At 69.9% G+C, this 22,278-nt stretch carries 20 protein-coding genes; 17 read left to right on the forward strand and 3 right to left on the reverse strand.

From position 1 onward, the window contains the following. Positions 1-14: 14 nt before the first annotated feature. Positions 15-2,264 (forward strand): bifunctional (p)ppGpp synthetase/guanosine-3',5'-bis(diphosphate) 3'-pyrophosphohydrolase, encoded by a 2,250-nt coding sequence (locus FFS15_RS03340; protein ID WP_137843579.1) that lies wholly within the window; start codon positions 15-17, stop codon positions 2,262-2,264. Here FFS15_RS03340 and FFS15_RS03345 read toward each other — a convergent pair. The 3 genes from FFS15_RS03345 to FFS15_RS03355 form a co-directional block, all read right to left on the reverse strand. Then, positions 2,251-2,817 (reverse strand): type IV toxin-antitoxin system AbiEi family antitoxin, encoded by a 567-nt coding sequence (locus tag FFS15_RS03345; protein ID WP_137843580.1) that lies wholly within the window; start codon positions 2,815-2,817, stop codon positions 2,251-2,253. The genes FFS15_RS03340 and FFS15_RS03345 overlap by 14 nt on opposite strands. A 67-nt stretch (positions 2,818-2,884) precedes the next feature. Beyond that, positions 2,885-4,147, reverse strand: a complete 1,263-nt coding sequence (locus FFS15_RS03350; RefSeq protein WP_137843581.1) for a DUF349 domain-containing protein — start codon at positions 4,145-4,147, stop codon at positions 2,885-2,887. A gap of 99 nt (positions 4,148-4,246) precedes the next feature. Then, positions 4,247-4,552, reverse strand: a complete 306-nt coding sequence (locus tag FFS15_RS03355) for a dioxygenase (protein WP_137843582.1) — start codon at positions 4,550-4,552, stop codon at positions 4,247-4,249. A gap of 113 nt (positions 4,553-4,665) precedes the next feature. Here FFS15_RS03355 and FFS15_RS03360 point away from each other — a divergent pair, with 113 nt between their 5' ends. From FFS15_RS03360 to FFS15_RS03435, 16 genes are all read left to right on the forward strand, one after another. Further along, positions 4,666-6,009, forward strand: coding sequence for a replication-associated recombination protein A (locus FFS15_RS03360; protein WP_249353675.1), 1,344 nt, complete (start codon positions 4,666-4,668; stop codon positions 6,007-6,009). A gap of 118 nt (positions 6,010-6,127) precedes the next feature. Continuing rightward, a complete protein-coding gene (locus FFS15_RS03365) occupies positions 6,128-7,021 on the forward strand; it encodes a hypothetical protein (RefSeq protein ID WP_137843583.1) in 894 nt (297 codons plus the stop codon). Between the two features lie 105 nt (positions 7,022-7,126). After that, complete coding sequence (locus FFS15_RS03370) at positions 7,127-8,056, forward strand: hypothetical protein (protein WP_137843584.1); 930 nt, start codon at positions 7,127-7,129, stop codon at positions 8,054-8,056. 196 nt (positions 8,057-8,252) lie between these two features. Continuing rightward, on the forward strand, positions 8,253-8,882 hold the full coding sequence (rpsD, locus tag FFS15_RS03375) for a 30S ribosomal protein S4 (protein ID WP_137843585.1): 630 nt from the start codon (positions 8,253-8,255) through the stop codon (positions 8,880-8,882). Between the two features lie 112 nt (positions 8,883-8,994). Further along, entirely contained in the window at positions 8,995-9,279 is a 285-nt protein-coding gene (locus tag FFS15_RS03380; protein ID WP_137843586.1) for an ATPase, read from the forward strand. Positions 9,280-9,343: 64 nt separating this feature from the next. Further along, positions 9,344-12,001, forward strand: a complete 2,658-nt coding sequence (gene alaS, locus FFS15_RS03385; protein WP_137843587.1) for an alanine--tRNA ligase — start codon at positions 9,344-9,346, stop codon at positions 11,999-12,001. Further along, complete coding sequence (gene ruvX, locus FFS15_RS03390; protein ID WP_137843588.1) at positions 11,998-12,465, forward strand: Holliday junction resolvase RuvX; 468 nt, start codon at positions 11,998-12,000, stop codon at positions 12,463-12,465. Before alaS ends, ruvX begins: the two co-directional genes overlap by 4 nt. Position 12,466: 1 nt before the next feature. Beyond that, on the forward strand, positions 12,467-14,074 hold the full coding sequence (gene mltG, locus FFS15_RS03395) for an endolytic transglycosylase MltG (RefSeq protein WP_137843589.1): 1,608 nt from the start codon (positions 12,467-12,469) through the stop codon (positions 14,072-14,074). Continuing rightward, positions 14,041-14,916 carry a shikimate dehydrogenase gene (locus FFS15_RS03400; protein WP_137843701.1) on the forward strand — a complete coding sequence of 292 codons (876 nt, stop codon included), beginning with the start codon at positions 14,041-14,043 and terminating at the stop codon, positions 14,914-14,916. The genes mltG and FFS15_RS03400 overlap by 34 nt, the downstream gene beginning before the upstream one ends. 30 nt (positions 14,917-14,946) lie before the next feature. Next, complete coding sequence (aroC, locus tag FFS15_RS03405) at positions 14,947-16,161, forward strand: chorismate synthase (protein WP_137843590.1); 1,215 nt, start codon at positions 14,947-14,949, stop codon at positions 16,159-16,161. Then, the gene (locus FFS15_RS03410) at positions 16,158-16,682 is read left to right on the forward strand and encodes a shikimate kinase (protein ID WP_137843591.1); all 525 of its coding nucleotides are present in this window, start codon (positions 16,158-16,160) and stop codon (positions 16,680-16,682) included. Before aroC ends, FFS15_RS03410 begins: the two co-directional genes overlap by 4 nt. Then, positions 16,679-17,755: a 3-dehydroquinate synthase gene (gene aroB / locus FFS15_RS03415; protein ID WP_137843592.1), complete on the forward strand. Its 1,077-nt coding sequence runs from the start codon at positions 16,679-16,681 to the stop codon at positions 17,753-17,755. Before FFS15_RS03410 ends, aroB begins: the two co-directional genes overlap by 4 nt. Before the next feature lie 10 nt (positions 17,756-17,765). Continuing rightward, positions 17,766-18,224: a type II 3-dehydroquinate dehydratase gene (locus FFS15_RS03420; protein ID WP_137843593.1), complete on the forward strand. Its 459-nt coding sequence runs from the start codon at positions 17,766-17,768 to the stop codon at positions 18,222-18,224. An 87-nt stretch (positions 18,225-18,311) separates the two neighbouring features. Beyond that, complete coding sequence (gene efp, locus FFS15_RS03425) at positions 18,312-18,872, forward strand: elongation factor P (RefSeq protein WP_137843594.1); 561 nt, start codon at positions 18,312-18,314, stop codon at positions 18,870-18,872. 4 nt (positions 18,873-18,876) lie between these two features. Next, the gene (gene nusB, locus FFS15_RS03430; RefSeq protein WP_137843595.1) at positions 18,877-19,287 is read left to right on the forward strand and encodes a transcription antitermination factor NusB; all 411 of its coding nucleotides are present in this window, start codon (positions 18,877-18,879) and stop codon (positions 19,285-19,287) included. A 17-nt stretch (positions 19,288-19,304) separates the two neighbouring features. Next, complete coding sequence (locus tag FFS15_RS03435; protein WP_249353676.1) at positions 19,305-22,256, forward strand: DEAD/DEAH box helicase; 2,952 nt, start codon at positions 19,305-19,307, stop codon at positions 22,254-22,256. The last annotated feature ends 22 nt before the right edge of the window (positions 22,257-22,278 follow it).

Here is a 22,278-nt window from a genome sequence, read left to right on the forward strand (position 1 = left end):
GGGGAGGGGATCGGATGACCGAGACCGTCCCTCCCGCGCAGTCCTCGTCGCTGCGGCGTCTCGTTCCACGCATCTTCTCGCGATCGGCGCGTCGCGACGACGTCGAGCAGCTGCTGCGGACGGTGCGCACGCACCACCCCAAGGGCGACCTGTCGATCATCGAGCGCGCCTACGACGTCGCCTTCCGCGCCCACGCCGGGCAGGTCCGCCAGAGCGGTGAGCCGTACATCACCCACCCGCTCGCCGTCGCCCAGATCCTGGCGGACCTCGGTCTCGGGCCGCGCGCGATCGCCGCGGCGCTGCTGCACGACACGGTCGAAGACACGGGGTACGCGCTCGACACCCTCACCGCCGAATTCGGCGACGAGGTCGCGATGCTGGTGGACGGGGTCACCAAGCTCGACAAGGTCAAGTACGGCGAGAGCGCGCAGGCCGAGACGGTGCGCAAGATGATCGTCGCGATGTCGCGCGACATCCGCGTGCTCCTGATCAAGCTCGCCGACCGGCTCCACAACGCCCGAACATGGGGTTTCGTGCCGCCCGAGAAGGCGCGCAAGAAGGCCACCGAGACGCTCGAGATCTACGCGCCGCTGGCGCATCGCCTCGGCATCCAGACGATCAAATCCGAGCTCGAGGACCTGTCGTTCGCGGTCCTGCATCCGAAGCTCTACGCCGAGATCGAGAGTCTCGTCAAGCAGCGCACTCCCCAGCGCGAGCAGTACGTCCAGAACGTGATCGACGCCGTCGACACGGACCTTCGCGAACTCCGCATCCGCGGGCGGGTGATGGGCCGGCCCAAGCAGCTGTACTCCGTCTACCAGAAGATGGTCGTGCGCGGTCGCGAGTTCGACGACATCTACGACCTCATCGGCATCCGGATCCTCGTGGGGAGTGTCCGCGACTGCTATGCCGTCCTCGGGGCCATCCACGCGCGGTGGACGCCGCTGCCTGGCCGCTTCAAGGACTACGTCGCGACCCCCAAGTTCAATCTCTACCAGTCGCTCCACACGACGGTCATCGGACCCGGCGGTCGCACGGTCGAGATCCAGATCCGCACGAACGAGATGCACCAGCAGGCCGAGTTCGGCGTCGCCGCGCACTGGAAGTACAAGGAGCGGCAGGCCGGCGGCAAGCCGGACGCGAAGGCCATGGACACCGACATGGCCTGGCTCGCCCACATCTCGGACTGGCAGGCCGAGACCGCCGACCCGGGGGAGTTCCTCGATTCGCTGCGCTTCGAGATCGGCGCGAAGGAGGTCTACGTCTTCACGCCCAAGGGCCGTGTCGTGGGCCTGCCGACCGGTGCCACGCCGGTCGACTTCGCCTACGCCGTGCACACCGAGGTCGGCCACCGCACGATGGGCGCCAAGGTCAACGGCCGTCTCGTGCCGTTGGAGTCCGAGCTCCACAGCGGCGACGTCGTCGAGGTCTTCACGTCGAAGAATCCCGACGCCGGACCGAGCCAGGACTGGCTCGGCTTCGTCAAGAGCACGCGCGCCCGCAGCAAGATCCGCGGCTGGTTCACCAAGGAGCGTCGCGAAGAGGCGATCGAGCAGGGCAAGGAGGCGATCGCCCGCGCCATGCGGCGGCAGAACCTGCCGCTGCAGCGCCTGATGAGCCAGGACTCGTTCAGCGAGGTCGCCCACCAGCTGCGGTACGAAGACGTCTCGGCCCTGTACGCCGCCGTCGGCGAAGGCCACGTCTCGACGCAGTCGGTGATCGAGAAGGTGACGGCGCTCGTGAGCGCCAACGACACCTCCACGGGCCCGATCGAGCTGCCCGCCGTCGGACGCGCGCGCCAGCCGCGCGGCGGCGATTCGGGCATCCTGGTGCGCGGCGCGCCAGACATCCTCGTCAAGCTCGCGAAGTGCTGCACCCCGGTGCCGGGCGACCAGATCGTCGGTTTCGTGACGCGGGGGAGCGGCGTCTCGGTGCATCGTGCCGACTGCACGAACGTGAAGTCGCTGATGGATGACGCCGAGCGTCTCATCGAGGTCGAGTGGGCACCCACGACCAAGAGCATCTTCCTCGTGCAGATCCAGATCGAAGCGCTCGATCGATCCGGGCTTCTGAGCGACGTCACACGCGTGCTGAGCGAGCACCACGTCAACATCCTGTCCGCGACGGTGTCGACCACGAACGACCGCCTGGCGCTCAGCCGGTTCGTGTTCGAGATGGGCGACATCGTCCATCTCGAGCGGGTGCTCAACGCCGTCCGCCGCATCGACGCCGTCTACGACGTGTACCGCGTCACATCGTCATAGGGGCCGTCGCCTCGGCGTCCGGGCCGGTGCAGCTCTTCAACAGCGCGATCGCCGCGCGCTTGTAGGGCAGCGCGCCGCGTTCGAGGCGCGTGAGGGCCTCGTCGACGAGATCCGGGCGCCCCTGCGCAAGCAGCCGGGCCGCACGCGTATGGTCGGCGTCGCCGACACGGGCGAGATCCACCAGCGTCCGCACGGGGGTGGTCACCCATACCGAGCCGATCCGCTGCAGATCTCCCGGATCGACGGCGAGGTCGCGGTAGACGATCCGGTGGGACGGGATGTGATGGATGCGGCGCGCGACGGCGCGCTGGACCGTGTGCCTTGCCGGTGGCTCAGGGAGCGCTCCGTGGATCCACGCGGCGCTGACGTGGGTAGCGGCGAGGAGCTCACCGAGCAGGCCGAGCAGCGAGCCGGCCCGCAGGGCCGCCGTTTCGACGGCATCGGCCGGTATGTACGCGTCGCCGAGCTCGACGACATCGCCGTCGAGCCGGGCGGCGCTGAGCTCGGCGAGCGACAGACGGTCGTCGGCGTAGTACAGGAACGGCGATGCCATACCGGCATCGTGCCCTAGTGCGAGGTCGGTCCCCGGCCGGCTGTGGACAACCGGAGCCCGTCAGCCGCTATCCGCCGAGCGCCTTCAGCCACGCACGGCGCGCGTCGAGCGCATCGCTCGCGTCAGCGATCGCCCGCTTGTCGCCCGACTTCTTGGCGACGGCGAGTTCGTCCTCGAGCTTCTGGATCGCATCGGTGAGCTGGCGCGTCATGTCGTTCGCGCGCGCCTTGGTCTCCGGGTCGTTGCGCTTCCAGTCGGCGTCTTCGCGCGTGCGCAGCGCGTTCTCGATCTTGCGCAGCTCGTCGTCGAGGGTCCGTTCGGCGTCGCGCGGGAAGATCCGCCCGATCTCGTCCCACTGGCGCTGGACGGCTGTGAGCCGGGCGCGCGCCTTGGCGATGTCGGACTCGTCGGCGACGGTGCGCGCCTCCACGAGCAGCTCGCGCTTGGCGGCGATCTTCTCGCGCGAGGCCTCGGCATCCGCCGTCTCGCGCTCGCTGCGCGCCGAGTAGAGGGCGTCGCCGGCTGCCTTGAAGCGCGCCCACAGGGCATCGTCGACCTTCTTGCCCGCACGGCCCGCGTTCTTCCACTGGTCGAGCAGCTCGCGGTAGGCGACGATGCCGTCCTCGCCCTTGGGAGCGAGCGCTTCAGCCTTCTCGACGAGGCGCGTCTTGCTGTCGCGCACCGTCTTGTGAGATTCGTCGAGCTCGGCGTAGAACTCGCGGCGGTGCTTGTCGACGGTCGCACGAGCGTCGCGGAACCTCTTCCACAGCTGCTGCGCGGTCGCCTTCGGCAGGCGTGGCCCGTGCTGCTGTTGAGACTGCCACTGGTCGAACAGGCCCGTGAGCTCCGCAGACGCCTGCTTCCACTGCACGGAGCGGGGGTCGCGCGCTGCGAGCGCCTCGGCCTTCTCCACGAGTTCGGTGCGCTGCTTGACGGCCTCGTCGACGGCTTCGCGGGCAGCGACCGCCTCGGTCTCGGATGCCGCTGCGAGTGCCTCGGTGAGAATGGCCACCCGCGCCTCGAGGTGAGCCAGGTCGCCGACAGCGGCAGCGCCGTCGAGCTTCGCGCTCACGGCGCGTGCGGCCGCGCGCAGGTCGGATGCCGAAGCGCCGCCCCGGCGGTGGCGAACCTCGAGGAGTCCCACCTCGCCGGCGAGATCGGCGAACTTGCGCTCGAAGTAGGCGAGTGCCTCTTCGGGCGAGCCGTCGGGGAACTGCCCGACCACGCGCCAGCCTTCGGCTTCGCGCACCGAAACGGTGCCGTCGTCGTCGACGCGGCCCCAGGGTTCGGCGACCGGGTTGTCGGGAGTGGAATCTGCTGCGGCAGTCACGGAATGCACCTCATCGCGGCTCTCGCCGTCTGCGGGGGATGGACGGCTCCCCAGCCTAGTACGGCCGCCCGCGCGCCGAGGCTTCCGCCGCGGCCTCGATCAGGGAGTCGGGGTAGGGGTCGGTGTGGTCGAAGGCGTCGGGGTCGGCGATGCGGAGGGCGAGGGGTCCATGCTCGGGGCCGGGGTCGACGACGGCGTCGGCGCTGGCGCACCTGGGCCGACGGTCACATAGGCGGCCTGCGCGCCGAAGAGACCGAGGATCAACACCCCACCGGCGATCCCCACGATGAGGTTGTCGCGTGTGCGGCGACGGGACTGCCCGGCGTTGAACTGCTGTCGCGCCTGATACAGACGTGCGCGCTCGCGCGCCTCGCGCGCTTCGCGATCTTTGCCTCCGGCAGCCAACGGGACCTCCCTCGCTCCGGGTCGAGCCCGGGCCGGGATGATCCTACGGGTCGCGCGCACCGGCGGCCAAACGCGCCACCCTCGGCGTCCGACCCGGCGACTAGCCTGGAGCGGTGACCAGTCCGACCGCGCTCTTCCAGGGGCAGACGCCTCTCGCGGTGCGGATGCGGCCCTCGTCGCTCGACGAGGTCGCCGGGCAGGGTCATCTGCTCAAGCCCGGTTCGCCGCTCGTGAAGCTCGCCGATCCCGACGCATCGGCGAGCGTCGCGTCTTCCGTGATCCTGTGGGGCCCACCCGGCACCGGCAAGACGACCCTCGCGCAGGCGATCGCGCGGTCGTCGGGGCGGCGCTTCGTCGAACTCTCAGCCGTGACGGCAGGCGTGCGGGATGTGCGCGAGGTCATGCAAGAGGCGCTGACGCAGCGCGACCTGTACGGGCAGTCCACGATCCTCTTCCTCGACGAGATCCACCGCTTCACGAAGGCTCAGCAGGACGCACTGCTGCCCGGAGTCGAGAACGGGTGGGTGGTGCTGATCGCCGCGACCACGGAGAACCCGTCGTTCTCGGTCATCTCACCGCTGCTCTCACGCTCGCTGCTGCTGACACTCCGCCCGCTCACCGACGAAGACCTCCGCACGCTGATCGACCGCGCGGTCGAGGATCCGCGGGGTCTCGCCGGCGCCGTCGCGCTCCACGACGAGGCTCGAGACGCGCTCGTGCGACTGTCGTCGGGTGACGCGCGACGCGCCCTCACGGCACTCGAGGCGGCGGCATCCCTCGCTGAGCCGGTGACCGGCGACGACGGCGCCGCCGTGCCCGAGGTCGCCGCCGACCACGTCGCGCAGGCGGTCGACCGTGCGCTCCTGCGCTACGACCGGCAGGGCGACGAGCACTACGACGTCATCAGTGCGTTCATCAAGTCGATCCGCGGATCGGACGTGGATGCCGCGATGCACTATCTGGCCCGCATGATCGAGGCCGGTGAGGACCCGCGCTTCATCGCGAGACGGCTCATCATCTCGGCGGCCGAAGACATCGGGCTCGCCGACCCGCACGCACTGCCGCTCGCGGTGGCCGCAGCCGACGCGGTGCAGCTGATCGGGATGCCCGAAGGGCGCATCCCGCTCGCCGAGGCCACCGCGTACCTCGCGACGACGGCGAAGTCGAACGCGGCCTATCTCGCGATCGACGCCGCGATCGCCGACGTGCGGGCGGGCGGGTTCGGCCGCGTGCCGATCCATCTGCGCGATGCGCACTACGCCGGCGCGAAGCGGCTCGGACACGGCAAGGGCTACGTGTATCCGCACGACTCCGACATCGGCGTCGTCTCCCAGCAGCACCTGCCCGACGAACTGCGCGGACGCCGCTACTACGAGCCCAAGGCGATGGGCGCCGAGCGCGACGTCCAGGCCCGGCTCCAGAAGATCCGCCGCATCCTCGACGGCAACAGCGCCTGAACCGATTGAGGCAATGCAGCAGGTGTGAGACGATCTCGCCACGCAGACACTCACAGGGTGAACGGCGACCACGATCGGATGCGAGGCAACGGTGCTCGACCGCGGGATGGCGAGACGCATGGCGACGACGTCTGCGGTGATCACCGCCGTCCTGTGTGTCGCCGGCTGCGCGACGCCCGTGGAAACGCCCGCCGTGGCCGGACAGGACATGACAGCGGGACTCATCGTGACGACGGTATATCCGATGACGGTGCTCGACTCAGGGAACGGTGCTCAGTTATGCGCCGCGGTGATGCAGTCCTACCCGCCCCAATGCAGCGGGACGTCGCTCGTTGGATGGGACTGGGGCCAGGTGCTCGGCCATTTCGAAGAGGCGACAGGCGTGCGATGGGGCGACTTCGTCGTCACGGGGACCTATGACGTGGCATCGGCCTCGTTCGCGCCCACCGAAGTCATCCCGGGAGACGGGTTCGCGCGGCCCGAGGCCACCGCACCCGTTATCGAGTCACCGTGCCGTGAACCCACGGAGGGCTGGAGAGTGCTCGACGAGGCGCGCACCACGGAAGCGACGATGAATTCGGCATTCGCCCTCGCATCGCGCTTGGAGGGCTTCGCCGCCGGCTGGGTAGATCAGTCGCAGAATCCCGCGACGGATCCGGATGTCCCCGCGGCGTTGACCGCCGAAGAGCAGATGTGGGCGCTCAACGATCCGCTGCGTCTCATCGTGAACGTCGCCGTCACCCATGACCTCGAGGCCGCGGAGAGCGCGCTGCGGGAGGTGTGGGGCGGGATGCTGTGCGTCTCAAGCGCCGAGCGCAGCGAGGCAGAGCTTCGACAGATCGCGGAGGAGATCTCACGCGGCGACCACGGCCTGATTGCGAACGTCGATGCAGTGGCGGGCGAGGTCGTCGTCGGAGTGACGTTCGACGACGGGACTCTTCAGCACCGATTCGACGAAGAGTACGGCCCGGGGCTCGTGACCGTGGCGAGCGTATTGCAGCCGGTGAGCTGACGCTGGATCCACCGGATCCTCGATGGCACACCGACTGAGACGATGCAGCCGCGCTCGACACCGTTCGGATGTGGGCTGTGTCACGTTCTTCCGAGAGGGGTGAAGATGGCCGCACGCAGAGTGATCGGCGGCGCAGCCGTCATCGTCCTCGCGACCCTGTTCGCATCATGCGCGACGCCGCCCCGGGCCGATCCGCTGTCTGCGTCTTCCCCCTCCGTCGTCGGCGACGAAGTGGTAGACCTCCTGACGACGGAATTCCCGGTCACCGTGCTCGACGATGGCGACGGCGCCGAACTGTGCCTCGGCGGTGTTCTCGAATCGCTTCCGCCGCAATGCGGTGGTCCGCTCCTGGTGGGATGGGACTGGTCCGACGTCGAAGGCGCCTACGAAGAGGAGTCAGGCACGCGCTGGGGCAGCTTCGTGGTCACCGGCACCTATGACTCGGCTGCGGACGAGTTCACTCCGACTGATGTCGTTCGCCGAGACGACTGGGATGGTCCGAACCTCGGACGTACGAACTTCACCACGCCCTGCGCCGAACCCGAGGGCGGCTGGAAGCCACTCGATGCATCCCGCACCACGACAGCGGCCATGGAGGCCGTGCTCGCGGCGGCTGCTGCGATGGACGGCTACGTGACCTCGTGGATGGATCAGTCCCGCAATCCCGCGTCGGATCCCGAGGTCCTGGCGACCCTGACGCCGGAGGAGGAGATGTCGCTGATGAACGACCCGCAGTACGTCATCGTCAATGTCCGGGTCACCGGAGACACTGCTGCTGCGACCGCCGAGCTTCGGCGCCACTGGGGCGGAATGCTGTGCGTGACGAAGGGCGTGCGGACGGACGCTGAACTGCGGGACGTCCAGGACGAGATCACCTCGTCCTTCGACGGGCTGCTGAGCGTGGGAGTCGACGGCATCGCCGAAGTCGTCGAGGTCACCGTCGTGTACGACGACGGCGACCTGCAGGCCCGTTTCGACGAGGAGTTCGGCACGGAGATGGTCGAGGTCAGCGGAGTGCTCGTCCCGGCGGGGTAGCGGTCCACCGGACACGGAACGTGCACGAGTGCCGCTCTGGTAGACTTGACCGGCTCGAAACACAGTTTTCGGGCATCCCCTCTCTTCTTGACCGACCTTCCGGCATGCCCCGGCGTGCAGTCCGGACAGGGCGAGGAGGGGGAGATACGCCCGTGAGCCGCGACCTTCGCGGCCACGTCATCGGAAGGAATCCTTCGTGCCCACGAAGTCCCAGGACCGCCGCAAGGTCCGCCTGTCCCGCGCCCTCGGCGTCGCCCTGACGCCCAAGGCCGCCAAGTACCTCGAGAAGCGCCCCTACGCTCCTGGCGAGCACGGCCGCACCAAGCGCAAGCAGGACAGCGACTACGCCGTCCGCCTCCGCGAGAAGCAGCGTCTGCGCGAGCAGTACGGCATCCGCGAGAAGCAGATGCGCAACACGTTCAACGAGGCCCGCCGCACCCAGGGCCTGACGGGTGAGAACCTCGTCGAGCTCCTCGAGATGCGTCTGGATGCCCTCGTGCTCCGCTCGGGCTTCGCCCGCACCACGGCGCAGGCTCGCCAGCTCGTCGTGCACCGCCACATCCTCGTCGACGGCCAGCTCGTCGACCGCCCGTCGTTCCGCGTGAAGCCGGGTCAGCTCATCCACGTCAAGGCCAAGAGCGAGGGCACCGAGCCCTTCCAGGTCGCAGCCGCCGGCGGTCACGCCGACGTCCTGCCCCCGGTTCCGGCCTACCTCGAGGTCGAGCTCGACAAGCTGCAGTCGCGTCTCGTGCGTCGCCCCAAGCGCGCCGAGGTTCCGGTCGTCGGCGACGTCCAGCTCGTGGTGGAGTACTACGCCGCCCGCTAAGGCCGCGACGCTGTCGTACACGAAGGGCGCCGGGGAGACCCGGCGCCCTTCGTCGTTTCCGCCTACGATGGTGGGATGCCGCGACAGGGCGGCTCGGCAAGGAAGTGATGACATGAAGACTGTGCTGTGGTTCCTGATCGGCATCGCCGGCGGGTTCGTCCTCGCGCATCTGGTCAACAAGGATCCCCGGGGTCACGAGCTCCTCGCCGAGGTCGACGCCCGCATCACGGAGTTCACCGACCGCATGGGCGACGCGTATCGCGAGCAGGAGTCGCGCTTCTCAGGAATCGTCGACGACGTGAGGGATGCCGCGGCCGACGCCGCCGGCGCCGCGCGCGCCGCAGCATCCGATGCCGTCGACGCCGCGACCGACGCCGCCAAGAAGCTCACCGACTGAACCAGCGAGCCACGTTCCCCCGATTGCCGGGGGAGTGGTCCGCGCCCCCGTGCGAGGAATCCTGATGAAGACCGCCGAGATCGCCCAGCGCTACCTCGACTACTTCGAGAAGAACGGCCACACGATCGTCCCGTCGGCCTCTCTCGTCACCGACGACCCGGCGCTGCTGTTCACGGTCGCCGGCATGGTGCCGTTCATCCCGTACCTGAGCGGTGATGTCCCGGCGCCGTACCCACGCGCCGCCGACAACCAGAAGTGCATCCGCACCAACGACATCGAAGAGGTCGGCAAGACGCCGCGCCACGGCACGTTCTTCCAGATGCTCGGCAACTGGTCGTTCGGCGACTACTTCAAAGAGGGCGCGATCCGCTACGCGTGGGAGCTGCTGACCTCGCCTGAGGCCGACGGCGGCCTCGCGTTCGATCCGAAGGACCTCTGGGTCACCGTCTACGAGGACGACGACGAGGCGTTCGGCCTGTGGCAGCAGATCGCCGGACTCCCGGTCGAGCGCATCCAGCGACTCGGCAAGGACACGAACTACTGGAGCACCGGCCTTCCGGGTCCTGCGGGCCCGTGCTCCGAGATCTTCTTCGACCGCGGACCCGCGTACGGCATCGACGGCGGCCCCGCGACGGACGACGACCGCTACGTCGAGATCTGGAATCTCGTGTTCATGCAGTACGAGATCACCAACGTTCAGTCGAAGTACGACTTCGACATCGTCGGCGAGCTGCCGGCCAAGAACATCGACACCGGCATGGGCCTGGAGCGCATCGCGTTCATCAAGCAGGGCGTCGACAACATGTACGAGACCGACCAGGTGCGTCCGGTCCTCGACCGCGCGGTGGCGCTCTCGGGTCGCACCTACGGCGCCAACCATGACGACGACGTGCGATTCCGCGTCGTCGCCGACCACGTGCGCTCGTCGCTCATGCTGCTCGCCGACGGCGTCACGCCCGCCAACGACGGCCGCGGCTACATCCTCCGCCGCCTCATGCGCCGCGCGATCCGCTCGATGCGCCTGCTCGGCGTGGACGGCCCGACGTTCGCCGACCTGTTCGCGGCGTCGCGCGACGCCATGAAGGACGCGTACCCCGAGGTCGAGGCCGACTACGCCCGCATCGAGCGGTACGCCCTTGCCGAAGAGGAGACGTTCCTGCGCACGCTCGCGTCGGGCTCCAGCATCCTCGACGAATCCGTCGCCCAGACCAAGCGCTCCGGCGGCACCGCTCTCGCCGGCGCCGAGGCGTTCCTGCTGCACGACACGTACGGCTTCCCGATCGACCTCACCCTCGAGATCGCCGAGGAGGCGGGACTCAGCGTCGACCGTGTGGCGTTCGACACCCTGATGCAGGAGCAGCGCTCGCGCGCCAAGGCCGACGCGCGCTCGCGCAAGCGGCAGCTCGCCGACACGAGCGTCTACCGCGACCTGCGCGCCCAGGGCGAGACGGTCTTCACCGGCTACACCGACCTCGAGACGTCGACGCGCGTGCTCGGCATCCTGGTGGACGGCGTCTCGGTCGACCGCGCGACCGTCGGCCAGATCGCCGAGGTGATCCTCGCCGAGACCGCGCTGTACGCCGAGTCGGGCGGTCAGGTCGCCGACAAGGGCGTCATCATAGGCTCGGGATTCGAACTCGAAGTTCTCGACGTGCAGAAGCCCGTCGCGGGTCTCATCAGCCACACGGTCGAGGTCACCACCGGTGAGGTGGGCGTGGATCAGCCGGCGACGACGGTGGTGGATGCCGCGAACCGGCGTGCTGCTCGTCAGGCGCATTCCGCGACGCACCTCGTGCACGCCGCCCTGCGCGACACCCTCGGCAAGACCGCGACACAGGCCGGATCGCTCAACCGCGCGGGCTACATGCGCTTCGACTTCGCGTGGGGGCAGTCGCTGTCGGACGCCACCAAGACCGAGATCGAGGAGATCGCCAACAACGCGGTCCACGACAACCTCGAGGTGTCCACGCGGGTCCTCGCCCTCGACGAGGCGAAGGCGCTCGGCGCGATGGCGCTGTTCGGCGAGAAGTACGGCGACCGCGTCCGCATGGTCGACATCGGCGGACCGTGGTCGCGCGAGCTCTGCGCCGGGACGCATGTCTCCACGAGCGCCGAGGTCGGGCTCATCAGCCTCGTGGGCGAGTCGTCCGTCGGCGCGTCGAACCGCCGCGTCGAAGCACTCGTCGGGCTGGACGCCTTCCGATCGATGGCCGCCGAGCGTGCGCTGGTGTCGCAGCTCACCTCGACGCTGAAGACGCCGCGCGAGCAGCTGCCGACGCGCATCGCCGAGCTGACGGCGAGCCTCAAGGCCGCCGAGAAGAAGATCGCGGCGTTCGAGTCCAAGGCGCTCGGCGACCGGCTGCCGGCGCTCGCCGCGCAGGCGACGACCGTCGGCCCGCACCTCGTGGTCGCGGAGTCGCTCGGAACCGCCGCGTCCGCCGACGACGTGCGCTCGCTCGCGCTGCAGGTGCGCGAGCGCCTCGGCGCCTCGTCAGCCGTCGTCGCGCTCGGCGCCGACGTGAACGGTCGGCCCGTCGTGATCGTGGCGACCAACGACGCCGCACGCACCGCGGGCGCGAAGGCCGGCGTGCTCGCGAAGGCCGCGGCCGCCGCACTCGGCGGCGGCGGCGGCGGACGCGACGACGTCGCCCAGGGCGGCGGTACCGACGCCTCGGCGCTTCCGGCCGCGCTGGCTGCCGTGAAGGACGCTCTCAGCGCGTGAGCGGATTTCGCCGCGGGGTGCGGCTCGGCATCGACGTGGGTCGGGCTCGAGTCGGGGTCGCCCGATGCGATCCGGACGGGTTGCTGGCGACGCCGGTCGAGACCGTGACCCGCGACGACGGTGCGGCAGCTCGAGTGTGCGCGCTCGCGGACGAGTACTCGGCAGTCGAGATCCTCGTCGGTCTTCCGCTGAACATGAGGGGCGAGGACACCGCCTCGACGACCGACGCTCGCGAGTTCGCGGCGGCGATCGCCGCCGCATCCGATCTGCCCGTTCGCCTCGTCGACGAGCGGCTGTCGACCGTCTCGGCGCACGCCGCTCTGCGCGATTCGGGCAGATCTCAGCGTTCGTCTCGTAGCATTGTTGACCAGGTCGCGGCCGTGGTTCTGCTGCAGCAAGCACTCGACGTCGAGAAGAGCACCGGCCGCCCGCCCGGAACCCCCGTCTCCCAGGAGCCCGCCTGACATGCCCGACTCTGCGCACGACGATCCCTTCGCGGATCTGTTCGGACAGCTTCCCGACCCTCGGTCGCGGGACATGCGTGCCGGCGGCGAAGATGCCGCGGCAGGCAGCAGCACCCCGCCGGCCGCCGCCGTCCCCGCGACGATGAGCGACACCGGAGCCCCGCTGTCTCGCCGCGCTGCACGCGAGGCGGCATCCCGACAGGGAGTGGGTACGCCCACACCGGCGAACACAGCTGCACCCGCGGCCCCCGCAACAGCCGCCGCGACTTCGGCACCGTCGACCGATCCGGGCACGGCACCGGCACCCGAGCCGTGGATCTTCGGCGCAGCGGAGTCAGCCTCGCAGTCTCCGTACAGTCGCGGCCGCTCGGCCGCACCGACGGTCGTCCAGGCGACGCCGGTCATCGATCGGGCGGCACCGGAGCGCGCGCCGGTGACGGCCTCTACCGCGACGCTCGAAGACCTCTTCAGCGGAACCAGCACCACCGACGACCTCGGCGCGCCGCCGCCCCCGCCCGACAAGCGCAAGCGCCGTATCGGCGGCTGGATCGCGCTCGGCATCGTGCTGCTGTTCCTCGGCGGAGTCGCAGCCGGCGGGTGGTACGTCTGGACGACCTACGAGGACAAGATCCGCGAGGTGATGGGCTGGGAAGAGCCCAAGGACTACGAGGCGGGTCTCGCCAACGGCGAGGCATTCGTCACCGTCGCCTCCGGCGACACCGGAGCGCCCATCTCGCAGAGCCTGTTCGATGCCGGCGTGACCAAGACCCCCGATGCGTTCTACGACTACCTCATCGAGACCGGGCAGAACCCGCCGTTCGTGCCGGGAGTCTTCCAGCTGCAGCAGCAGATGACCTCCGAGGCGGCGCTGGCGGCACTGCTGGATCCTGCGAACAAGATGGAGAACACGGCACAGTTGCGCGAAGGGCTCACCGTCGAGCAGTCGCTGCCGCTCCTCGCGGAGGGCACCGGCCTTCCGATCGAGGACTTCCAGGCCGCGGTCGCCGATCCGTCCGCATACGGTGTGAGCGCGGACTCGCTCGAGGGCTGGCTGTTCCCCGCGACCTACACGTTCAACCCCGACGTCACCGCTCCGCAGGTCGTGCAGACACTCGTCGACCGCACGATCCAGTCGCTCGACGCCGCCGGGGTTCCCGTCGAGGAGCGCCAGCGCATCCTCAACATCGCCTCGATCATCCAGCGCGAAGCGCGCTACGAGGCAGACATGCAGAAGGTGTCGACGGTGATCGTCAACCGCCTCGACCCGGACAACCAAGAGACCTTCGGCCTTCTCCAGATGGACTCCACGGCGCAGTACGGCTACGGCGAGATGCACGACGGCACGGTGAGTTCGTCCGCCGAGGCCCTCGCCGACGACAACCCGTGGAACACCTATGTGCACACGGGGCTGCCCATCGGCCCGATCTCGAATCCTGGGGACGTCGCGATCGATGCGGCGATGCATCCGGCCGAGGGCGACTGGATGTACTTCGTCACCGTCAACCTCGACACCGGCGAGACCGTCTTCACAACCAACCTCGCCGACCACAATCGGGCCGTCGCGCAGTGGCAGGCATGGTGCTCGGAGAACCCGGACTCCGGGTGCTGAGCGAGGCCGCGACGCGCCTCGAGGTGTGGGGTGACCCCATCGCCCACAGCCGTTCGCCGCAGCTGCACGCCGCCGCGTACAGCGTGCTCGACCTCGACTGGAGCTATGGGCGACGTCAGGTCGCCGAGGCGCAGTTCGCCGCGGAGTACGGCTCGCTCGACGAGCGCTGGCGGGGGCTCTCGCTGACGATGCCGCTCAAAGGCGCAGGATTCGCCGCAACGGCGATCCGTGATCGCCGTGCCGAGCTCACTGGCGCCGTCAACACACTGGTGCGCGATCCGTCCGGCGCGCGGGGCTTCAACACCGACGTGGGCGGCATCGTCCGCGCCCTCGCCGACAGCGGCGTCCGTGACGTCGCGGCCGGGCGCATCGTCGGCGCAGGGGCGACGGCGACCTCGGCCCTCGTCGCGCTGGCCGAGCTCGGCGCCCGACGCGTAGAGGTCGTCGCCCGACGCCCAGAGGCGGTCCTGCGCCTTCGCGCGCTCGGCGATGAGCTCGGTCTCGCGATGACGCACGAGACGTTCGACGCAGCATCCTTCACCCCGGCCGATGTGACGATCGCGACTCTCCCAGGCGGCGCACGGCCCTCGGATGCTGCGACTGCAGCACTCGCCGAGGCGGGCGGATTCCTCCTCGACGTCGTCTACGGACAGGGGCCGACGACGCTCGGCGCGGCGTGGGCTCGGGCGGGAGCGCGATCGACCTCGGGACTCGGGATGCTGCTGCACCAGGCTCTTCTCCAGGTGCGCGCCTTCACGACCGGCGATGTCGACACCGCCCTCGACGACGAGCCCGCCGTCCTCGCCGCGATGCTCGGAGCGCTCGAGGCGGACGCGACGTAACGGTGCCCCGGCCCGTGGGAGACTAGACCAATGCTCCGCGTGCTCACGGCCGGCGAATCTCACGGCCCCGAACTCGTCGCCGTCATGGAGGGTCTGCCGTCAGGCGTCCCGATCTCACGTGCCGCGATCCAGGCCGACCTCGCCCGACGCAAGCTGGGCTACGGCCGCGGCTCGCGCATGAAGTTCGAGGAGGACGAGCTCACCGTCTCGTCGGGCGTCGTTCACGGCACCAGCCTCGGCAGCCCGATCGCGCTGCGCATCGGCAACACCGAGTGGCCGAAGTGGGTCGAGGTGATGAGCCCGGATCCCGTGGATCTCACCGACAAGTCCCGCGGACGCGGTGCCGCGCTCACTCGCCCCCGGCCCGGCCATGCCGACCTCGTCGGCATGCAGAAGTACGACTTCGACGAGGCACGCCCGATCCTCGAACGCGCGAGCGCGCGCGAGACCGCGGCCCGCGTCGCCCTCGGTGCGATCGCACGGGCGTTCCTGGGTGAGCTCGGCATCCGCCTCGTCAGCCACACCCTCTCGATAGGGCCCGTCGCCGCGCCCGAAGGTGCCGCTCTGCCGACCCCCGACGACGTCGATGCGCTCGACGCCGATCCGCTGCGGTGCTTCGACGCCGAAACGAGCGCCCGCATGGTCGCCGAGGTCGACGACGCCCGCAAGGACGGCGACACGCTCGGCGGCATCGTCGAGGTGCTCGCCTACGGACTCCCGCCCGGACTCGGGTCGCACGTGCACTGGGACCGACGCCTCGACGGCAAGCTCGCCCAGGCGCTCATGAGCATCCAGGCGATCAAGGGCGTCGAGGTCGGCGACGGCTTCGAGACGACCCGCCGCCGTGGCTCGAAGGCCCACGACGAGCTCTTCGCGACCGGCGACGGCATCACGCGCTCGAGCGACAAGGCCGGTGGCACAGAAGGTGGCATGTCGACCGGTACGGTGCTGCGCGTCCGCGCGGGAATGAAGCCGATCGCCACCGTGCCACATGCCCTCCGCACGATCGACGTCGCCACCGGCGACACCGCCTCGGCCCACCACCAGCGCTCCGACGTGTGCGCGGTGCCGGCGGCCGGCGTCGTCGCCGAGGCGATGGTGGCGATCGTGCTGGCCGAGGTCGTTCTCGAGAAGTTCGGCGGCGACAGCGTGCGCGAGACCCGGCGCAACCTCGACGGGTACCTCGCCGCGATTCCCGAGTCGCTGCGCACCACGACCGCCAGCGACGCCTCGCTCGGCGAATGACGGCAGGCGCGATCGTCCTCATCGGGCCGATGGGGGCGGGGAAGACGAGCATCGGCCGCCGTGTCGCGAAGGCGCTGGAGGTGCCCTTCTTCGATACCGACGCCGCCGTGACCGGAGCGCACGGCGCGATCGAGACGATCTTCGCCGAGCACGGCGAGGCCAGGTTCCGCGCCCTCGAGCGCGCCGCGGTCGTCGACGGTCTCGCCACCGACGGCGTCGTCTCGCTCGGCGGCGGAGCCGTGCTCGACCCGCAGACGCAGCGCGACCTCGCATCGCACCGCGTTGTGCTGCTCACGGTCGCGCCGCGCGTGGTCGCCCACCGCGTCAACGGATCGAAGCGGCCGCTGCTGCAGGGCGGCGACGACGCGATGGCGCGCTGGAGCGAGATCTTCGCCGAGCGGCGGCCCGTGTACGACGCCCTCGCCGATGTCACCTTCGACACCTCCAGCGGACCGCTCCAGCAGGTCGTCGACGCGATCGTCGCGTGGGCGCGGAACCCACCGACGCAGGGAGAAGCATGACCGACGCGACGACCATCACGGTCACCGGCGACGCGAGCTACGACATCACCGTCGGCCGCGGCATCCTGCCGTCCCTCGGCGAGGCGCTGCCGCCCGCCGCGCGCAAGGTGCTGGTGATCCATCCGCCGACGCTGGCGGCCCAGGCCGAAGCCCTGCGTGCGTCGCTCGTCGGCGATCGCGAAGTGCTGCTGGCCGAAGTCCCCGATGCCGAGGCGGGCAAGCGCATCGAGGTCGCGGCGTTCTGCTGGCAGGTGATGGGCAAGGCCGACTTCACCCGCACCGATGTGGTCGTCGGCTTCGGCGGGGGAGCGGTGACCGATCTCGCGGGCTTCGTCGCGGCGACGTGGCTGCGCGGCGTCGAGGTGGTGCAGGTGCCGACCACAGTGCTCGCGATGGTCGACGCGGCCGTCGGCGGCAAGACCGGCGTCAACACCGCCGAGGGCAAGAACCTCGTCGGAGCGTTCTGGGCGCCGCGCACCGTCATCTGCGACCTCGACCTGCTCGACTCGCTCTCGCGCAACGAGCGCGTGGCCGGCTATGCCGAGGTCGTGAAGGCCGGGTTCATCTGGGCTCCCGAGATCCTCGACCTCGTCGAAGCCGATCCCGAGACGGCGACCGACCCCCGAAGCGAGGCATTCCGCCGCACGATCGAGCTCGCGATCGGCATGAAGGCGCAGGTCGTCGGGCAGGACCTCCGCGAAGCGGGGCTGCGGGAGATCCTCAACTACGGTCATACGCTCGGGCACGCCATCGAGCACGCCGAGCGCTATCGCTGGCGCCACGGTGCGGCGATCTCGGTGGGCATGGTCTTCGCCGCCGAGCTGTCGCGGCTCGCGGGGCGCCTTCCGGATGCCGCCGCCCAGCGTCACCGCGACATCCTCAACGCGCTGGGCCTGCCGACGACCTACGGTGCCGGACGCTGGCCGACGCTGCTCGCGACGATGCAGCGCGACAAGAAGAGCCGTGGCGGGATGCTGCGCTTCATCGTGCTCGACGACATCGCCAAGCCCACGGTGCTGCAGGCGCCCGACGAGTCGCTGCTGTTCGCGGCTTACCAGGAAGTCACGGGCTAGCGTGGCTGACGTGACGCCTCCCCGCCGCCTGCTGCTCGTCAACGGCCCGAACCTCAACCTGCTCGGCTTCCGCGACCCCGCGATGTACGGGTCGCAGACCCTCGCGGACGTCGAGTCCCTCGCCGCCCGGACGGCGGGTGCCCACGGCTTCGAGGTGCGGGCGGTGCAGAGCAATCACGAGGGCGTGCTGCTGGATGCGATCCACGACGCGCGCACCGACTGCGCAGGCATCGTGATCAACCCGGGTGGGCTCACGCACACCTCCGTGGTGCTGCGCGACGCGCTGTCTGCGGTCCGGCTGCCGGTCGCCGAGGTCCACATCTCCGACATCCTCGCGCGCGAGCCCTTCCGCCAGCTCTCCTACGTCGCCGACGTAGCGGTCGTCCACGTGATCGGCGAGGGCGTGGCCGGATACGCGACGGCGATCGACCGGCTCATCGCGGTGATCACCGGCCAGGCGGGCGCCTGAGCCGGACGCGCGCCACAGCATCCCGTAGAATCGAGCGTCGGTCGCGTCTTCGACCGGCATACAGACACGAAACGGACTCTTCCAGACATGGCATCCACCGCAGACATCAAGAACGGCGTCGTCCTGAGCATCGACGGACAGCTGTGGAACGTCATCGAGTTCCAGCACGTGAAGCCCGGCAAGGGCGGTGCGTTCGTCCGCACCAAGCTCAAGAACGTGGTCTCGGGCAAGGTCGTCGACCGCACCTACAACGCGGGCGCCAAGATCGACATCGAGAACGTCGACCGCCGGGACTTCACGTACCTCTACAACGACGGCGACAACTTCGTCTTCATGGACGTCGCTGACTACGACCAGATCACCGTGGCCGCTGCGACCGTCGGCGATGCCTCGAACTTCCTGCTCGAGAACCAGCAGGTGCAGATCGCGCTCAACAACGGCAACCCGCTGTACGTCGAGCTTCCGGCATCCGTGATCCTCGAGATCACCTACACCGAGCCGGGCCTCCAGGGCGATCGCTCGTCGGCCGGCACCAAGCCCGCCACGGTCGAGACCGGGTACGAGATCCAGGTTCCGCTCTTCGTCGAGGCCGGCACCAAGGTCAAGGTCGACACGCGCACCGGGGACTACCTCGGCCGCGTGAGCTGAGCGCGTGAGCGCCCGGTCCAAGGCGCGAAAGCGCGCCCTCGACATCCTCTTCCAGGCAGACGTCCGCGGCGAGGACCTGCCCTCGATGCTCGCCGTCGAAGCCAAACGCGCGGCGAGCGAACCCGCTCGCGAGGCATCGTGGCTCTACGCCCGTGACATCGTCGACGGCGTCATCGACAATCGCGACGCCATCGACGAGCAGATCACGACGTTCGCGAAGGACTGGACGCTCGCGCGCATGCCCGCCGTCGACCGTGCCGTGCTGCGCATCGGCGTGTGGGAGATCCTCTACAACGACGAGGTGCCGGTCGCCGTCGCGATCGACGAGGCAGTGGAACTCGCGAAGGAGTTCTCGACCGACGACTCCGGCGCGTTCGTCCACGGCGTCCTGGCACGCATCGCCCGCGCCTCCTGACGGCGGGTCCCGCCGGCGTGGCTGCTCCGACCTGGCGTTCTCTCGTCCCCGACGCCGGACACAGCGACGACGATGCCGTGCCGCTCGCCCTCGGGTTCGAGCTGCGTCAGCGAGCGACGCGGAGCGCGTCGCAGTGGGCGCCGCAGCGCGCCGAGGCGGCATCCCCCCGGTCCCTCGCGAGCCGCCGTGACGGCCTGCAGGTCGGTGTGCGCCCTTTCATGCGCAGCCGGCGCACCGGCGCGTGGGTGAAGGGTGATGTGTCGTGGGATGCCGTCCGCCGCCCGGGTGGCCCCTTCGTCGCAGAGCACGCGCGGTGGTTCGCCGAGCTCCACGCGCTCACGCGCGACGTGCGCACGCTCACGGCGCTCACCGACTCGTCCGAGTGGATCGTGCTCGACACCGTCGATTCGGCCCTGCTGTGGCCGCATCTCGTGCGAGCCGTCGACATCGGCGTGGAGTTCATCGGCACGCGTGCCGCGCACCCCGTGTCACTGGCGCGCGAGGCCGCAGTCGCAGTGACCGTCGAACCCGCACCGGCTGACGCGTGGAGCCTCGCTCTGCGCGTCCGCATCGACGACGAACCCGTCGATGCGGCCTCGGTCCGGCCGATCGGGCGGACGGGAATCTACGCCTTCGGGGTCGAAGGCGGCGGCATCCGTCTCACGCTCGCACCCATCACCCTCGGCGACGCCGCCCACGCGCTTCTCACCGCGGGGGCACCGCTCGCCGTCCCGGCGGCCGACCGCGGCGAGTTCCTGCGCGAGTACTATCCGCGAATCGCGCGCGAGCTGCCTCTCGAGCCGGCGGCCGGAGTGAGTCTGCCCGCTCCGACTGCGCCGGCGCTCGTGCTCTCGGTCGCCCATCGGCCGTCGCACCAGCTCGACTTCGCCTTCGCGTGGCACTATCCGGGGCTCGGGCGATTCACCCTCGCCGAACCGGTCCATCCCGACCGAGATGACGCGTTCGAGCGCGCACTGCTCGCCGACGTCGAGCAGGTGTGGGCAGAGCACACCGGCGCCGCATTCGCGGGTGCCGGGACCCTCCGAAACACCGACGCGGCCGAGTTCGCCGTTCACGTCCTCACCGCGCTCGCGACGCTCGAGGGCGTCCGCGTCGAGACGACCGGGGATCGGCCTCGCTACCACGAGCTCACCGGAATCCCCGAGATCACGGTCTCGACCGTCGAGAGCACGGATGCCGACTGGTTCGACCTCGGGGTGATCGTCACGATCGACGGGCGCAGCATCCCGTTCACGCCGCTGTTCACAGCGCTCACCCTCCAGCGCAAGAAGATGCTGCTCGCAGACGGCGCGTACTTCTCGCTCGCCCATCCTGCCCTCCAGCGCCTGCGCGACCTGATCGACGAAGCTGCCGAGGTGGCCGAGTGGGAGACCGGCCCACGCATCAGCCGCGCTCAGACCGCGCTGTGGGCCGACTTCGAGGACCTCGCCGACGTGGCCGAGCCCGCGGTGGCGTGGCGCGCACTCGCGCAGGGACTGCGCAACGCCGATTCGGTTCCCGAGACCGTGCCGCCGGCGGGCCTGGACGCCGACCTGCGGCCGTATCAGCGTGCCGGACTCGACTGGCTCGCGTTCCTGTGGCGCCACCGGCTCGGCGGGATCCTCGCCGACGACATGGGCCTCGGCAAGACGCTGCAGCTGCTCGCGCTCATCCAGCACACGCGCGAAGCGGGGGAGACGCGGCCGTTCCTCGTCGTCGCGCCCACGTCGGTGGTCTCGACGTGGCGGAGCGAGAGCGCGCGATTCACCCCCGGCCTGCGGGTGCGCTCGCTCACCGCGACGCGGGCGCGGCGCGCCGAGACGGTGGCGGCTGCGGCGAGCGCCGCCGACATCGTCGTGACGTCGTACGCCGTGCTTCGCCTGGATGCCGTGGAGTTCACGGCGCAGGAGTGGGCGGGTGTCGTGCTCGATGAGGCGCAGTTCGTGAAGAACCCGCAGACGAAGCTGCACCGGTCCGTGAAAGACCTCCGCGCCGACGTGACCTTCGCGGTGACCGGCACGCCGCTCGAGAACAGCCTGACCGAGCTCTGGGCTCTTCTCTCGCTCAGTGCGCCCGGCTTGTTCCCCTCGGCCCGCCGCTTCCGCGAGGAGTACGTGGGGCCGATCGAACAGGGCAAGGTTCCCGAGAACCAGGAGGGCGGTCCCTACCGCGCCGCGCGCCTCGAACGCCTCCGCCGCCGCATCCGTCCCCTCGTGCTGCGCCGAACGAAGGAGCTCGTCGCGCCCGAGCTGCCGCCCACGCAGGAGCAGCTGCTGCACATCGAGCTCGCTCCCGCCCACCGCGCGATCTACGACACGGTGCTCCAGCGCGAACGCCAGAAGGTGCTCGGGCTCCTCGAAGACCTCGATCGCCATCGCTTCATCGTCTTCCGCTCACTCACCCTGCTGCGGATGCTGAGCCTCGCGCCCGAGCTCGTCGACCCCGCCCACACCCAAGTCGCCTCGTCGAAACTCGACGCCCTCGTCGAGCACCTTGCCGAGATCGTCGCCGAGGGCCACCGCGCGCTCGTGTTCAGCCAGTTCACGTCGTACCTCGACATCGTGCAGTCCCGGCTCGATGCCGCCGACATCGCCGTCACGCGCCTGGACGGTTCGACGCGCCGTCGCGATGACGTGATCGCGGCTTTCCGCGAGGGCCACGCGCCGGTCTTCCTCATCAGCCTCAAGGCCGGCGGATTCGGCCTGACGCTCACCGAGGCCGACTACGTCTTCCTCCTCGACCCGTGGTGGAACCCCGCCGCCGAGTCGCAGGCGGTGGACCGCGCCCACCGCATCGGACAGGACCGGACGGTGATGGTCTACCGCATGATCGCCGCCGGAACGATCGAGGAGAAGGTCGTCGCGCTGCAGGAGCGCAAGGCGCGCCTGTTCCAGGCCGTCATGGACGACGAGGCCCTGTTCGGGCAGTCGCTCACCGCCGACGACATCCGGGGTCTCCTCGAAGACTGAGGTTATTCACGTCCGGAGCGGC

It is taken from the genome of Microbacterium sp. 2FI (genome assembly GCF_005502885.1).
In the GTDB taxonomy this organism is placed as follows: domain Bacteria; phylum Actinomycetota; class Actinomycetes; order Actinomycetales; family Microbacteriaceae; genus Microbacterium.